The sequence below is a fragment of the Plantibacter sp. MPB07 genome (genome assembly GCF_046619465.1).
GTDB classification, from domain to species: Bacteria; Actinomycetota; Actinomycetes; order Actinomycetales; family Microbacteriaceae; genus Plantibacter; species Plantibacter auratus.
In genome coordinates this window covers 222435-236842 of record NZ_CP177043.1, presented here as the reverse complement: position 1 = coordinate 236842, position 14408 = coordinate 222435, and the positions used below count along the sequence as shown (strand labels likewise).

The 14408-nt window shown below is 67.5% G+C and carries 13 protein-coding genes; 5 read left to right on the top strand and 8 right to left on the bottom strand.

All coding sequences use genetic code 11. The features are described from left to right. Positions 1-9: 9 nt before the first annotated feature. The 7 genes from guaA to ACLIME_RS01090 all read right to left on the bottom strand — a co-directional run bounded on the left by guaA (position 10) and on the right by ACLIME_RS01090 (position 7941). A complete protein-coding gene (guaA, locus tag ACLIME_RS01120) occupies positions 10-1614 on the bottom strand; it encodes a glutamine-hydrolyzing GMP synthase (protein WP_124768837.1) in 1605 nt (534 codons plus the stop codon). Further along, entirely contained in the window at positions 1611-2054 is a 444-nt protein-coding gene (locus ACLIME_RS01115) for a DUF3817 domain-containing protein (RefSeq protein WP_056778703.1), read from the bottom strand. Before ACLIME_RS01115 ends, guaA begins: the two co-directional genes overlap by 4 nt. A 37-nt stretch (positions 2055-2091) precedes the next feature. Then, positions 2092-2868 (bottom strand): SURF1 family protein, encoded by a 777-nt coding sequence (locus ACLIME_RS01110; RefSeq protein WP_079705281.1) that lies wholly within the window; start codon positions 2866-2868, stop codon positions 2092-2094. 64 nt (positions 2869-2932) lie between these two features. Beyond that, on the bottom strand, positions 2933-4309 hold the full coding sequence (locus ACLIME_RS01105) for a cation:proton antiporter (RefSeq protein WP_079705280.1): 1377 nt from the start codon (positions 4307-4309) through the stop codon (positions 2933-2935). Positions 4310-4311: 2 nt separating this feature from the next. Beyond that, on the bottom strand, positions 4312-4839 hold the full coding sequence (locus ACLIME_RS01100) for a cation:proton antiporter regulatory subunit (RefSeq protein ID WP_056008027.1): 528 nt from the start codon (positions 4837-4839) through the stop codon (positions 4312-4314). A gap of 109 nt (positions 4840-4948) precedes the next feature. Next, positions 4949-6682, bottom strand: a complete 1734-nt coding sequence (locus ACLIME_RS01095) for a glycerol-3-phosphate dehydrogenase/oxidase (RefSeq protein ID WP_191940639.1) — start codon at positions 6680-6682, stop codon at positions 4949-4951. A 140-nt stretch (positions 6683-6822) separates the two neighbouring features. Further along, a complete protein-coding gene (locus ACLIME_RS01090) occupies positions 6823-7941 on the bottom strand; it encodes a GuaB3 family IMP dehydrogenase-related protein (protein WP_064296664.1) in 1119 nt (372 codons plus the stop codon). A gap of 215 nt (positions 7942-8156) precedes the next feature. Between ACLIME_RS01090 and ACLIME_RS01085 the strand changes: the two genes are divergently transcribed. After that, positions 8157-8318 carry a hypothetical protein gene (locus ACLIME_RS01085; protein WP_411558011.1) on the top strand — a complete coding sequence of 54 codons (162 nt, stop codon included), beginning with the start codon at positions 8157-8159 and terminating at the stop codon, positions 8316-8318. Between the two features lie 61 nt (positions 8319-8379). On the opposite strand, the gene guaB is transcribed toward ACLIME_RS01085, so the two are convergent. After that, a complete protein-coding gene (gene guaB / locus ACLIME_RS01080) occupies positions 8380-9882 on the bottom strand; it encodes an IMP dehydrogenase (protein WP_079705279.1) in 1503 nt (500 codons plus the stop codon). 315 nt (positions 9883-10197) lie between these two features. On the opposite strand from guaB, the gene ACLIME_RS01075 reads away from it, so the two are divergent. Genes ACLIME_RS01075 through ACLIME_RS01060 form a run of 4 tightly spaced genes read left to right on the top strand, consistent with a single transcriptional unit; the run spans position 10198 to position 14140 of the window. Continuing rightward, on the top strand, positions 10198-11415 hold the full coding sequence (locus ACLIME_RS01075; RefSeq protein ID WP_079706237.1) for a branched-chain amino acid ABC transporter permease: 1218 nt from the start codon (positions 10198-10200) through the stop codon (positions 11413-11415). 10 nt (positions 11416-11425) lie between these two features. Beyond that, positions 11426-12406 carry a branched-chain amino acid ABC transporter permease gene (locus ACLIME_RS01070; protein ID WP_124768833.1) on the top strand — a complete coding sequence of 327 codons (981 nt, stop codon included), beginning with the start codon at positions 11426-11428 and terminating at the stop codon, positions 12404-12406. After that, complete coding sequence (locus ACLIME_RS01065) at positions 12396-13367, top strand: ABC transporter ATP-binding protein (RefSeq protein ID WP_411558010.1); 972 nt, start codon at positions 12396-12398, stop codon at positions 13365-13367. Before ACLIME_RS01070 ends, ACLIME_RS01065 begins: the two co-directional genes overlap by 11 nt. After that, a complete protein-coding gene (locus ACLIME_RS01060; RefSeq protein ID WP_064296669.1) occupies positions 13364-14140 on the top strand; it encodes an ABC transporter ATP-binding protein in 777 nt (258 codons plus the stop codon). The genes ACLIME_RS01065 and ACLIME_RS01060 overlap by 4 nt, the downstream gene beginning before the upstream one ends. The last annotated feature ends 268 nt before the right edge of the window (positions 14141-14408 follow it).

The window sequence follows — 14408 nt, the reverse complement described above, 5'->3', positions numbered from 1 at the left end:
AGGGAGCGATCACTCCCACTCGATGGTCCCCGGTGGCTTGGACGTGACGTCGAGCACGACGCGGTTGACGTCCTTCACCTCGTTGGTGATGCGGTTGCTGATGCGCGCGAGGACGTCGTACGGCAGGCGGGTCCAGTCGGCGGTCATGGCGTCTTCAGACGAGACCGGTCGCAGCACGATCGGGTGACCGTAGGTGCGGCCGTCGCCCTGCACGCCCACGGAACGGACGTCCGCCAGCAGGACCACGGGGCACTGCCAGATCTCCTGGTCGAGCCCGGCCGCGGTCAGTTCCTCGCGGACGATCGCGTCGGCGTCGCGGAGGAGGTCGAGACGCTCGGCCGTGACCTCACCGACGATGCGGATACCGAGTCCGGGACCGGGGAACGGCTGACGGCCGACGATCTCCTCCGGGAGGCCCAGCTCGCGGCCGATCGCCCGGACCTCGTCCTTGAACAGGGTGCGCAGGGGCTCGACGAGTTCGAACTGGAGGTCTTCCGGCAGGCCGCCGACGTTGTGGTGGCTCTTGATGTTGGCCGTACCGGATCCGCCGCCGGACTCGACGACGTCGGGGTACAGCGTGCCCTGGACGAGGAAGCGGATGGGCTCACCCTCGCTCTGGGCCTCCTTGACGAGGTCGATCTCGGCCTGTTCGAAGGACCGGATGAACTCGCGGCCGATGATCTTGCGCTTCTGCTCCGGGTCGCTGACGCCGGCGAGCGCCGACAGGAACTGCTCGCGGGCGTCGACCGTGACCAGCCGGACACCGGTCGAGGCGACGAAGTCCTCCTCGACCTGACGTCGCTCGTCCTTCCGGAGCAGGCCGTGGTCGACGAAGATGCAGACGAGCTGGTCGCCGACTGCCTTGTGCACGAGCGCCGCGGCGACGGCCGAGTCGACACCGCCGGAAAGTCCGCAGATGACCTTGGCGTCGCCCACCTGGGCGCGGATGCGGTCGACCTGTTCGGCGATGACGTTGCCGCTGTTCCAGTCGGCCGGGATGCCGGCCGCCCGGTGGAGGAAGTTCTCGAGCACCTGCTGGCCGTAAGCGGAGTGCTTGACCTCGGGGTGCCACTGGACGCCGTAGAGGCCACGTTCCGCGTTCGCGAAGGCGGCGACCGGGGTCGAGGCGGTCGAGGCGAGGACCTCGAAGCCCTCGGGGGCCTTGGAGACGGAATCGCCGTGGCTCATCCAGACGTTCTGCTCGGTCGGGACGCCGTGCAGGAGGGTGCCAGGGACGTCGACGACGCTGGTCGCGTCGGTGGCGCCGTACTCCCGGAGACCGGTGTGCGCGACCTCTCCACCGAGCTGCTTGGCCATGACCTGGAAGCCGTAGCAGATGCCGAAGGTCGGGACGCCGAGCTCGAGGATGCCCTCGTCGAGCGACGGAGCGCCCGGCTCGTACACGCTGGACGGACCACCGGACAAGACGATCCCGACGGGGTTCTTGGCGGCGACCTCGGCGGCGGACACGGTGTGCGGCACGATCTCGGAGTACACGCCGGCTTCGCGGACGCGACGCGCGATCAGCTGCGCGTACTGCGCACCGAAGTCGACGACGAGGACCGGTCGGGCGGCGGTCTGCTCCGCTGCGGCGGCGGGGGTGGTTTCACTCACTGCATGGACTCCACGGGTTCGGCGGCCGCTGCTGCTTCGCGGCCGGAGAGGTAGCCCTTCACTTCCCGCGGGATGCGGCTCTCGAAGAAGAAGGACAGGAACGGGATGATGCCGCCGAGCGCGAGCCAGAGCAGACGCAGGACGTTCCACCGCATGAGGCTCCAGAGCCGGAACGCGGCGAACAGGTACACGACGTAGAACCAGCCGTGGATGATGAGGATGCCCGTGCTGAGGTTGACCGCGGTGGCGGTGCCGGAGGGCACGAAGGCGAGGAAGCCGTAAGCACCGCCGAGCTCGAGCTCGAGGCCGAACGCGTACTTCATGAGCATCTCGGCGCAGAGCGACAGGAGCAGCACACCGGTGATGGGGGCGGCCACCTGGTAGAACTTCAGCGCGCCTCGGATCGCGGGAAACGTCGACGGTTTCGGCTGGAGGGGCATGCCCCCATCTTACCCGTGGCCGCCAGGCGACCGGACATCACGGACGGAGCGCTGCGGCCTCCTCCTCGGCGTCCTCGAGCTCCTCGATCTCGCGCTCCCAGGCGTCCTTGGCGAGCCGGAACCAGAGGAACACGGCGAAGCACGCGAAGACGACCCACTCGGCCGCGTAGAAGATGTTCAACCAGTTGAGCTGGATCTCCTGGCTGGGCGCGGGCGACGAGATGGGCTCGAGTCCCTCGGCGGCGACGTCGTCCACGACGAACGCGCTGAACACCCGCAGGCCGTCGGCGTCGTTCCAGCGGTTGAGCAGTGCGGCGACCGACATGTTGTCGAGGTCGGTCGGTGCGGCGTCCGCTGCCGGCTCCTCCGGGCCCTCCGGCGGGTTCAGCCGCCCTTCGAGCTCGACGGCACCGGTGGGGGCGTCAGCGTTCAACGCCTCGGCGACGCGGTCGGCGGTCTCGCGGTCCTTCGTCCAGCCGAGCGCGACCGCGAGGCCGGCCTGGTCAGGGCGGTCCGTCGCGAGGTGGCCCGTCACCCAGTACCCGAGCGTGCCGTCGTTCACCCGGTTCCCCACCACGAGGTAGTCCTCCGGCACCCAGGTTCCCGACACGCTCACCCGCTGACCGGCGTCTGCCTCTCGGATCCCCACACCCGGTTCGAGGACGTCGGCGAGCGGCCTGACCGACTCGGTCTCGGTCGGCACCACCTGCCCGGATTCGATGGCGCGTGCGAGCTGCCACTGCCCGAGCGCGGCGAACGCGCCCGCGACGGCGAGACAGAGGACGAGGACGCCGATCCACCGGGGACGCAGCATGACGGAGCGGAGCGTCGGACGGACCTGTCCGTGGTTGTCGGGGCCTGGTGCCGACGGGGCGGTGCTAGTAATCGGGCTCTCGCTTTCGTGCTGGTGGTTCCTGGTCGTTCATCGCCTGTTCGACGAGTCGGTCGATGGCCGCCTGATCGGTGTCGGCGGGCGTCGTGTCCTGGTCGTCGCCTGCACCCTCGACGAGCGCTATGGCCTCCTCCGCTGTCGTGTCGACCTGCTCAGCTCGGCGCGCCTTCCGGCGACGCGGACGCAGGATGACGGCGCCGATCTGCTCGGAGCGACCGGCGACGATCGGGCCCATCACGGCCATGATGAGCACGTAGAGCCCGGCGAACGGCTGGATGAGCGGATTGAGCCCCGCGCTCAGCGAGAGCGTCGCGAGGATGAGGGCGAACTCGCCGCGATTCTGCAGGATGACCGCGGCGTTGATCCCAGCTTGCGGCCCGAGTCCGTTGAGCCAGGCGACGAACTGACCGGCCAGGACGTTGAGGACCACCGTCATGAGGACGGCGAGGAGCACCGGGACGAGGACGCTGCCGAACTTCGTCGCGTCGAGCGCGAGCCCGAAGTTCAGGAAGAAGAACGCACCGAACACGTCGCGGAGCGGGATCGCGATCTGCTCGATCTTGTTGCGGAACCGGGTGGCACCGAGGACCAGGCCGATGAGGAACGCGCCGATCGCGTCGGTGACTCCCAGGAGCTCGCCGATGCCGCCGAACGCGACCGCGAGGCCGAAGAACAGGATCGTGAAGAGCTCGTCGTCCTTGGTGCGGAACAGCCGCGACACGAACCGTCCGCCGAATCGGGCGATCGCGAACATCACGAGGATGAACGTGAAGGCGATCGCGAGTTTCCCGATGACGGGCCAGACCTCCGTCTCGCCGCTCAGCACGACACCGACGATCGCGAGGTAGATGGCGATGAAGATGTCCTCCACCACGGTGACGCCCAGGATCATGGGCGTCTCGTCGTTCGTCAGCCGTTTGAGCTCGATGAGGAGCTTCGTGACGATCGCGCTCGAGCTCGTCGCCGTGATGCCGGCGATGATAAGCGCCTCCCGTGTGCCCCACCCGACCAGGAACCCGAACACGAGCCCGGCGGCCATGTTGACGAGGATGTAGGAGCCGCCGGAGACGATGAGCTTTCCGGCGTTGCCGAAGAACTCGTCCTGATCGAACTCCAGGCCGAGGTTGAACAGCAGGAGCACGAGGCCGAAGACGGCGATGAGTTCGATCTGCGCGCTGGCGAAGTCGAGCGGGAACCAGCCCGTGTACGGACTCGCGAGCAGGCCGACGAGCATGTAGACGGGGATCGACGGGAGGCCGATCAGCTTGCCGAGGCGGCCGAGGATGTAGGCGATGACGAACAGGACGCCGAGGATGAGCAGATCCTGGCCGAGGTGGGGGTTGTCGGTCGCGGCGTGCAGCATGCCTACCCTCCGGGCGGAGCGTCGACGGCGACCTTCTTGACGGCGCCCGAACGGAAGTAGGCGAAGGCCTTGGCGACCTTCTCGGGACTGCCCGCGACGACGAGGGTGTCTCCCGGGAAGACCCGGAAGTCCGCAGCAGGGGCCGGGTTGGCGGAGTCGCCGCGCACGACGGCGACGACGGTCAGCCCGACCATGCCCTTCTCGGCGGGGTTGCCGAGCGGCTGCCCGGCGATGTGGTCTTCGTAGTCGACGGTGAACCAGTCGATGCTGAGTCCGGGGATCTGGTCGAGCGCGCTGAGCGACTCGGTGATCTGCGTGCCACCGAGGAGTTCGGCCAGCGTGTGCGCCTCGTCCTCGTTGAGCCGGAGCGACACCTTGCCGGCATCGGCACCGTCCTCGTGGTCGGCGAAGGTGATGAGGTCGCTGTGGCCGGACCGGTGGGCGATGACGCCGACCTTGCCGCCGTCGTCCGTGACGAAGGTGTGGAGCACACCGACCCCGGGAAGTTTGACCCGCCGAACATCCACCATGGCTGTACTCCTCAGGCTTGTTGTGGCAGTCCTCCTAGTCTATCCGCCACACCTGGCCCGCTCGCCCGAGGCGCCCGCAGCCGTTGCGCTGCGGGCGATCACCGCCGGTTCAGGCCCCTGGGACGATGTCCGGTGCCTCCAGGCGCACGCGGTCGGCGGCCTCGTCGTTCGGCTGCTCCTGCGATGCCCGCTCCGCTGCGACGCGCGTGAGGTAGTAGGAGACCTCCTTCTCGATGCGCTCCTCGTCCCACCCCAGGACTCCACCCATGAGCTTCGCCGCGACCGGGGCCGCCGAGACACCGCGGTCCCAGGCCTCGATGGAGATACGCGTCCGACGGGCGAGGACGTCGTCGAGGTGGAGGGCACCCTCGTGGGAGGCCGCGTAGACGACTTCCGCCCCGATGTAGTCGTCCGCCCCCGGCAGCGCCTCGGCGAGCGTCGGGTCCTCCTTGATGAGGTCGAGCAGTTCGTCCGTCAGCACGCCGTAGCGATTCAGCAGGTGCTCGATGCGAGCAGTGTGCACCCCGAAGGCCCGCGCGATCTTGCCACGCTTGTTCCAGGCCGCCTGGTACCCCTCGGCTCCGAGGAGGGCGATGTTCTCCGTCGCACTGGCCGGGATCTTGCCGTCGAGTGCGTCCACCGCGGCGTCGATCGCGTCCTTCGCCATGACCCGGTAGGTGGTCCACTTGCCGCCGGCGATGACCACGAGACCGGGCACGGAGTGCGCGACCAGGTGCTCGCGAGAGAGCTTCGACGTCTGCTCCGATTCGCCGGCCAGCAGCGGACGGAGGCCGGCGTAGACGCCCTCGACGTCCTCTCGGGTCAGCGGCACGGCGAGGATCGTGTTGACGTGGTCGAGCAGGTAGTCGATGTCGGCCGCGGTCGCCGCCGGGTGCGCCTTGTCGAGGTGCCAGTCCGTGTCCGTCGTGCCGATGAGCCAGTGCCGGCCCCAGGGGATGACGAAGAGGACGCTCTTCTCCGTGCGCAGCAGGAGACCCATGTTCGACTGGAAGCGATCGCGCGGGACGACGAGGTGGATGCCCTTCGACGCGCGGACCTTGAACTGGCCCCGCTCCCCCACCATCGACTGCGTGTCGTCGGTCCACACCCCGGTCGCGTTGACGACCTGCTTGGCACGGATCTCGAAGCGCTCGTCGGTCTGCAGGTCGTGCGCCTTGACGCCCACGACGCGCTGTCCGACCTTGACGAACCCCTCGACCCGCACGCGGCTCGCGACGTGCGCGCCGTAGGCCGACGCCGTCCGCGCGAGTGACGAGACGTACCGGGCGTCGTCGACCTGGGCGTCGTAGTAGGTGAGTCCGCCGACGAACGCGTCCGACTTGAGGCTCGGGATCGAGGTCAGGACCTGACGCTTGGACAGGTGCCGGTGGTGCGGGACGCCGGGCGGACGGCCACCGCTCCAGCTGAAGAGGTCGTAGAGCAGCATGCCGGCGCCGATGTAGAGGCGTTCGAAGACCGGCTTGTTGAGCGGGTACAGGAACCGGACCGGCTTCACGAGGTGCGGCGCGATGCGCTGCAGCAGCAACCCGCGCTCGATGAGCGCCTCCCGGACGAGTCGGAAGTCGAGTTGTTCGAGGTAGCGGATACCCCCGTGCACGAGCTTCGAGGACCGGCTCGAGGTGCCGCTCGCCCAGTCGCGTGCCTCGAGCAGACCGGTGCTCAGACCGCGCGTGACGGCGTCGAGCGCAGCACCGGTGCCCACGATGCCACCACCGACGACCAGGATGTCGAGCTCTTTCGACTTCAACGCTTCGATCGCGGCGTCGCGCTCCTCCATCCCCAGCTTGGTGGAACGTGACACGTTGTTGTGGGTGGTGGCCATCGTCGAACTCCGCTCGCTGGAACCGCCCTCGCGATGATCCTGCCGGAGGCAGGTGCTCGTCCACGAGGCTCTGCCTCAGAGGCTAGTCGGCGCGATGCGACCCGACAACCGCTTGCGGAAGCGACTCGCTTCCGGCAGGGCTAAGCGCCCTGGTACGGCGCGACGACGACCTCGACCCGCTGGAACTCCTTGAGGTCGGAGTAGCCGGTCGTCGCCATCGAGCGACGGAGCGCGCCGATGAGGTTCGCCGTGCCGTCCGACTTCGGCGACGGGCCGTAGAGGATCTCCTCGAGGGTCGCGACGGTGCCGACCTCGACCCGACGACCGCGCGGCAGGTGCAGGTGGTGCGCCTCGGCACCCCAGTGCCAGCCCCCGCCTGGTGCGTCGGTGGCGCGGGCCAACGCGGTCCCGAGCATGACGGCGTCGGCACCCATCGCGACGGCCTTGACGATGTCGCCCGAGGTCCCGAGACCGCCGTCGGCGATGACGTGCACGTAGCGGCCGCCGGACTCGTCGAGGTAGTCGCGACGCGCACCGGCGACGTCGGCCACGGCGGTCGCCATCGGGGCGTGGATGCCGAGCGAGGCCCTCGTGGTGGAGGCGGCACCGCCGCCGAAGCCGACGAGCACACCGGCCGCCCCGGTCCGCATGAGGTGCAGGGCCGCGGTGTAGGTGGCCGCGCCGCCGACGATCACGGGGACGTCGAGCTCGTAGATGAACTTCTTGAGGTTGAGCGGCTCCTGGTTCTTGGAGACGTGCTCGGCGGACACGGTGGTGCCGCGGATGACGAAGAGGTCGACCCCTGCGGCGACGACCGTCTCGTAGAGCTCCTGCGTGCGCTGCGGCGAGAGGGCGGCGGCGACGGTTACTCCGGCCGCGCGGATCTCGGCGAGCCGGGCCGTGACGAGTTCGGGCTTGATGGGCTCCGAGTAGATCTCCTGCATGCGCGCGGTCGCGCGGCCGACCGGCAACGACCGAATCTCGGCGAGCAGCGGCTCAGGGTCTTCGTACCGCGTCCAGAGGCCCTCGAGGTCGAGGACGCCGACGCCGCCGAGCTGGCCCATCATGATCGCGGTCGTCGGCGAGACGACGGAGTCCATCGGTGCTGCGAGCACCGGGATCTCGAACTGGTAGGCGTCGATCGACCAGGACACCGAGACGTCCTGTGGGTCGCGGGTCCGCCGCGACGGGACGACGGCGATGTCGTCGAACGCGTAGGCGCGCCGTGCGCGCTTTGACCGGCCGATCTCAATATCCATGCTCACCGCACCAGCCTACCGGTCAGGTCGCACGTGGACCGTGTCCAAGGCTCACACCCAGTGGCCCGAGTGATATACATGAGGATCACTTCGCTGCCTGGAGCGGATGTGAACGGTGAAGAGAGGATCACATGGGTGATCGGTCTGGAAGCGTTCGGCGACCCCTCACTCGGCGGGAGGGACGTCGGGAGAGACACTCTCGTATTCCTCGAATCATGTGGACGAGCATCTTCTTCGGAGCTGCGACGTTCGCGATCATCGCCGTGATCAACCGTCTCGATGTCGCGGCCGCTGTCCTGGGCGCGACCGTCTTGGCGCTGGTCACCATCGCGGCGTGGGCCGTGCTGAGACGTATCGATCACCGACTGGAGCGCTGACCTGATACGCGACGGTCCGGCAGGCGGAAGCCTGCCGGACCGTCGGTGTTCGTGCGGGTGCCTACTTGCGGTAGTTCGGCGCCTCGACGACGATCTGCACGTCGTGCGGGTGCGACTCCTTGAGGCCCGCCGAGGTGATGCGGACGAACTTGCCCTTGGCCTTCAGCTCGCCGATGTTGCGCGCGCCGACGTAGAACATGGACTGACGCAGCCCGCCGATGAGCTGGTACGCGACGGCCGACACCGGGCCGCGGTAGGGCACCTGGCCCTCGATGCCCTCGGGGATCAGCTTGTCGTCGCTCGGCACGTCGGCCTGGAAGTAGCGGTCCTTCGAGTACGAGGTCTTCTCGCCACGCGTCTGCATGGCTCCGAGCGATCCCATACCGCGGTAGTTCTTGAACTGCTTGCCGCCCACGAACACGAGGTCGCCGGGGCTCTCGTCGGTGCCGGCGAGGAGCGAGCCGAGCATGACGGTGTCGGCACCCGCGACGAGTGCCTTCGCGATGTCGCCCGAGTACTGCAGACCGCCGTCGGCGATGACCGGGACGTTCGCCTCGCGCGCCGCGAGCGACGCCTCGTAGACGGCCGTGACCTGCGGGACACCGACACCGGCGACGACGCGCGTGGTGCAGATGGAACCCGGACCGACGCCGACCTTGATCGCGTCAGCACCGGCCTCGATGAGGGCCTGCGCGCCGGAGCGGGTCGCGACGTTGCCGCCGATGACGTCGACACCGGCGAACGCCGGGTCGGCCTTGAGCTTGCGGATGATGTCGAGCACGCCGGCACTCTCACCGTTGGCAGTGTCTACCACGATGACGTCGACGCCGGCGTCGAGCAGCTGGCCCGCACGGGACCAGGCGTCGCCGAAGAAGCCGATGGCCGCACCGACCCGCAGACGACCCGTGTCGTCCTTCGTGGCCAGCGGGTACTTCTCGCTCTTGTCGAAGTCCTTGACGGTGATGAGGCCCTTGAGCTTGCCCGCCTCGTCGACGAGGGGCAGCTTCTCGATGCGGTGCTGCGCGAGGAGCGCCATCACCGCGTTGCGGTCGGTGCCGACGGGAGCGGTCACGAGACCGGTGCTCGTCATGACCTCGCTGACGCGGGTCGTGGCCTTCTCGAACGGCGACACGAAGCGCATGTCGCGGTTCGTGATGATGCCGACGAGCACACCCTTGTCGTCGACGACCGGGAGGCCCGAGATGCGGAACTGGCCACACAGCTCGTCGACCTCGGCGACGGTGGCGTCGGCCGTGGTGGTGATCGGGTTCGTGATCATGCCCGACTCGCTCCGCTTCACGCGGTCGACCTGTTCGGCCTGGTCGGAGATCGACAGGTTGCGGTGCAGGATGCCGATGCCGCCCTCGCGAGCCATCGCGATCGCCATGCGGGCCTCGGTCACGGTGTCCATCGCGCTCGACAGCAGCGGCGTGTTCACGGTGATCCGCTTCGTCAGGCGGGACGAGGTCTCCGCCTCGCTCGGGATGACGTCGGTGTGCCCGGGCAGCAGCAGCACATCGTCATACGTGAGTCCTACGAATCCGAACGGATCAGGCTGGTCCATTTATCCCTCTCATAGCCACGAACACACCGGAGAAACGCAGACCTGCCGGTATCACCATCGTAACCGAGCAGGGCCTACCCCTATTCCACGATCCCGACAAATCGATGCGGAGAAATACGCACGGGCGAAACATGTAGGCAATAATCAGGTTCTATCGTCGAACAGCGTTGTCCGACGCAGGAGAACGGTCCACGGAAGTGGCCCGGCACTGGAGGTGCAGTGAAGTTCGCTGGAACGACCCGAAACCCGAGACTGGCACGGAGATTCGTGCTCCTCATCGCCCTGTTGTTCGGGGCCATCACCCTCACGTCCGTCATGAGCGCCGTCCCGGCTCATGCTGACGAGGTGGGCGAGGAGTACGACTTCTACTTCGCTGGGAACGTCAAGTACGACGACAAACCACTCGAAGGCGTGAACATCACGGTCGACGGCAACGGCTACAAGGCCGATGTCGACACCGACGCCGACGGCAAGTGGAAGATCGGCGTCCCCGAGAAAGGTACGTACAAGGTAACGCTCGACGAGGAGACCCTCCCGAAGGGCGTCATCGTCGCCGAGGGCGGCTCGACCATCGAGGCCGAGTTCGGCCTCACCCAATCGAAGTCCGTGAACTTCTTCCTCGGCGAGGGCGTCCGCGTCACCGTCAGCTTCTGGGATCAACTCGCAGAACGACTCGTCAACGGCCTGAACTTCGGGCTCATGCTGGCCCTGGCTGCCATCGGAGCCTCCCTGGTGTTCGGCACCACCGGACTCAGCAACTTCGCCCACGCGGAGATGGTGACCTTCGGCGCGATCATGGCGCTCGTGTTCGGGGTGTTCCTGCAATGGCCGATCTGGTTGGCCATCATCATCGCCCTCGCGTTGAGTGCCGCGTTCGGCTTCGCGCTCGACGCCGGCATCTGGAGACCCTTGAGACGCAAGGGCGTCGGCATCGTGCAGGTGATGATCGTCTCGATCGGCCTGTCGCTGGCGCTCCGCTACGTCTTCCTCTACTTCGTCGGCGGCGGCACGTTCCAGCTGCCCGGTTCGGGAGAGGAGAACATCAAGCTGTTCGGCACGGTCTCGCTCAGCGTCACCGACATGATCAGCATGGCGGTCAGCGTCGTGGTGCTCCTCGGCGTGGCCTGGTGGCTCATCAAGACGAAGACCGGCAAGGCGACGCGAGCCATCTCGGACAACCCGAGCCTCGCAGCGGCCAGCGGCATCGACGTCGACCGCGTGGTCCGCATCGTCTGGATCCTCGCAGCGACCCTCGCCGGCCTCTCCGGCATCCTGTGGGCGTACTTCCGACCGGGCATCAAGTGGGACATGGGAGCGCAGCTGCTCCTCCTCATCTTCGCGGCCATCACCCTCGGCGGGCTCGGAACCGCCTTCGGCGCCATGGTCGGCGCCCTCATCATCGGCATCCTCGTCGAGGTCTCGACGCTCTGGATCCCGTCTGACATCAAGTACGTCGGCGCCCTCGTGGTGCTCATCGCGGTGCTCCTCGTGAGACCGCAGGGCATCCTCGGACGTCGCGAGAGAATCGGTTAGGGGCACGCGCATGGACTGGGGAAGCATTCTCTCGAACACGCTCGCTTGGGTCATCAGCCCGGAGACGATCGCGTACGCGCTCGCAGCACTCGGCTTGGCCGTGCACTTCGGCTACGGCGGTCTGTTGAACTTCGGTATGGCTGGGTTCATGGCGCTCGGCGCCTACGGCTACGCCATCTCGATCCTGAGCTTCAACCTCCCGTGGTGGGCGGGCATCATCGTCGGCTGTCTGGCCTCGGTGGTCTTCGCCTTCATCCTCGGCATCCCGACCCTGCGACTGCGGGCGGACTATCTGGCCATCGTCACCATCGCGGCGGCCGAGATCGTCCGACTCCTCTTCACCACGCAGGTCTTCGACGAGTTCACGAACTCGGCCGACGGACTCGGTAACTACCACGCAGGGTTCCGGGCCGCGAACCCGATCCCGGAGGGCATCTACGGCTTCGGCCCGTGGGAGCTCAACGCGAACCAGTGGTGGGTTCGGATCTTCGGCATCCTGCTGCTCGCCGTCGCCGCCCTCCTCGTGTTCCTCCTCATGCGCAGCCCGTGGGGCCGTGTGCTGAAGGGCATCCGCGAGGATGAGGACGCCGTGCGCGCCCTCGGCAAGAACGTGTTCGCCTACAAGATGCAGGCGCTCGTCGTCGGTGGTGTCTTCGGCGCACTCGGCGGGGTGGTGCTGGCACTCCCCTCCGCGGTCGTGCCGAGCGTGTACGTCACGAGTCTCACCTTCTTCATCTGGACGATCCTGCTCCTCGGTGGAGCCGCGACGGTCTTCGGGCCGCTGCTCGGCTCGGTGATCTTCTGGGTGATCATGGCGTTCCTCTCGAACGTCCTCCCGGCGCTCGTGAAGGCGGACGTCCTGCCGTTCATGAGCTCGACGCAGGCGTCGACGCTCCGCTACGTGCTGGTCGGTGTCGCGCTCATGCTGATCGTCATCTTCAGGCCGCAAGGCATCCTCGGAAACAAGAAGGAGCTGACCTTTGTCAAGTAACAGCTCACCCACCTCGCGACCGGTCAAGACCACCGGCCTCCACGTCGGCGAGATCGTCCCGGGCGTCAAGAAGGTCGACCCGATCCTCATCGCGGACCAGGTCACCCGGACCTTCGGCGGCCTGCAGGCGGTGAACGTCGAGCACCTCGAGGTGCCCCGCAACGCGATCACCGCCCTCATCGGCCCGAACGGTGCCGGTAAGACCACGTTGTTCAACCTGCTGACCGGCTTCGACAAGCCGAACACCGGGACGTGGAACTTCGACGGCAAGAGCCTCGGGGGCGTCCCGGCGTTCAAGGTCGCCCGCATGGGTCAGGTCCGGACCTTCCAGCTGACGAAGGCGCTCGGCCTGCTCACGGTGCTCGAGAACATGAAGCTCGGCGCGACCGGCCAGACCGGGGAGGGCATCTTCTCCAGCCTCGTGAAGCCGCTCTGGCGGAAGCAGGAGGAGCACCTCGAGGTCAAGGCGATGGACCTCCTGCGTCGCTTCAAGCTCGACACGAAGCGTGACGACTACGCCGCCAGCCTCTCCGGTGGGCAGCGGAAGCTCCTCGAGATGGCGCGGGCGCTCATGAGCGACCCGAAGCTCGTCATGCTCGACGAGCCGATGGCCGGCGTCAACCCGGCGCTCACGCAGTCCCTGCTCGACCACATCCTGGCGCTGAAGGACGAGGGCATGACCGTGCTGTTCGTCGAGCACGACATGCAGATGGTCCGGCACATCGCCGACTGGGTGGTCGTCATGGCCGAGGGTCGCGTCGTCGCCGAGGGCCCGCCAGACACCGTCATGGAGGATCCCGCCGTCATCGACGCCTACCTCGGGAGCCACCAGGACGTCGACCTCGGGGTCGTGACCGGCAGGATCGCCGGAGAGGACAGCGCTGCGGCCGAGGAGCTGCTCGCCGAGATCGAGGACGAACGGCTCGCGGCTGGTGCCGAGCCGGAGGAGGAACGGAAATGAGCGACGTGAAGGGTGCTCCGGTCGGCGGCACTGCGGTCAAGACCGCCGAGATGGTCGTGGAGGTCACCGATCTGACCGCCGGGTACCTCCCCGGCGTGAACATCCTGAACAGTGCCAACCTGACCGCCCGGAAGGGCGAGCTCATCGGCATCATCGGACCGAACGGTGCGGGGAAGTCGACGCTGTTGAAGGCGATCTTCGGTCAGGTGAAGGTGCGCAGCGGACAGGTGCTGCTGAACGGCGAGGACATCACGGGGCTCCGGGCGAACAAGCTCGTGGCCCGCGGCGTCGGGTTCGTCCCGCAGACGAACAACGTGTTCCCGAGCCTCACCATCGAGGACAACCTCAAGATGGGGCTGTTCCAGAAGCCGAAGCAGTACAACGAACGCCTCGAGTTCGTCACCGGGATCTTCAGCGAACTCGGCAAGCGGCTCAAGCAGCGCGCCGGTTCACTGTCGGGTGGTGAGCGCCAGATGGTCGCGATGTCGCGGGCCCTCATGATGGATCCGCACGTGCTGCTCCTCGACGAGCCGTCCGCGGGATTGTCGCCGGTGCGCCAGGACGACGCGTTCATCCGGGTCTCGGACATCAACAAGGCCGGCGTCACCACGATCATGGTGGAGCAGAACGCACGTCGCTGTCTGCAGATCTGCGACCGCGGGTACGTGCTCGACCAGGGTCGTGACGCCTACACCGGGACGGGCCGCGAGCTCCTCTCGGATGACAAGGTGATCGGCCTCTACCTGGGCACGCTCGGCCAGGACGAAGACTGATCAGGGCGATCCCCACTCGCGGGTCGGCGGGTACTTCGGTACCCTCGAACATGCTCGTCCCGGCCGCGTGCCGAGCGACGGGCCAGAAGCCACCGGATCCCGACCGGTGAACGAACCACAACTCCTCCCTCCCCCGAGGGGCACCGTCGTACCAAGACGGCCTCCTGAGACGGGGACGGAGGAGTTGTGCATTCTCCCTCCTCCTTTCGCCAGCGCGGTGCGCTGACGCGAGCGCGGTCCTGGCGCGTGAGCGCGGGTCTCCGGAGGC

Coding starts and splice junctions, on each gene's coding strand:
- ACLIME_RS01115 (WP_056778703.1), bottom strand. CDS start 2,054: ATGCCCCTCCAGCCGAAACCGTCGACGTTTCCCGCGATCCGAGGCGCG.
- ACLIME_RS01110 (WP_079705281.1), bottom strand. CDS start 2,868: ATGCTGCGTCCCCGGTGGATCGGCGTCCTCGTCCTCTGTCTCGCCGTC.
- ACLIME_RS01105 (WP_079705280.1), bottom strand. CDS start 4,309: ATGCTGCACGCCGCGACCGACAACCCCCACCTCGGCCAGGATCTGCTC.
- ACLIME_RS01100 (WP_056008027.1), bottom strand. CDS start 4,839: ATGGTGGATGTTCGGCGGGTCAAACTTCCCGGGGTCGGTGTGCTCCAC.
- ACLIME_RS01095 (WP_191940639.1), bottom strand. CDS start 6,682: ATGGCCACCACCCACAACAACGTGTCACGTTCCACCAAGCTGGGGATG.
- ACLIME_RS01090 (WP_064296664.1), bottom strand. CDS start 7,941: ATGGATATTGAGATCGGCCGGTCAAAGCGCGCACGGCGCGCCTACGCG.
- ACLIME_RS01085 (WP_411558011.1), top strand. CDS start 8,157: ATGTGGACGAGCATCTTCTTCGGAGCTGCGACGTTCGCGATCATCGCC.
- guaB (WP_079705279.1), bottom strand. CDS start 9,882: ATGGACCAGCCTGATCCGTTCGGATTCGTAGGACTCACGTATGACGAT.
- ACLIME_RS01075 (WP_079706237.1), top strand. CDS start 10,198: ATGAGCGCCGTCCCGGCTCATGCTGACGAGGTGGGCGAGGAGTACGAC.
- ACLIME_RS01070 (WP_124768833.1), top strand. CDS start 11,426: ATGGACTGGGGAAGCATTCTCTCGAACACGCTCGCTTGGGTCATCAGC.
- ACLIME_RS01060 (WP_064296669.1), top strand. CDS start 13,364: ATGAGCGACGTGAAGGGTGCTCCGGTCGGCGGCACTGCGGTCAAGACC.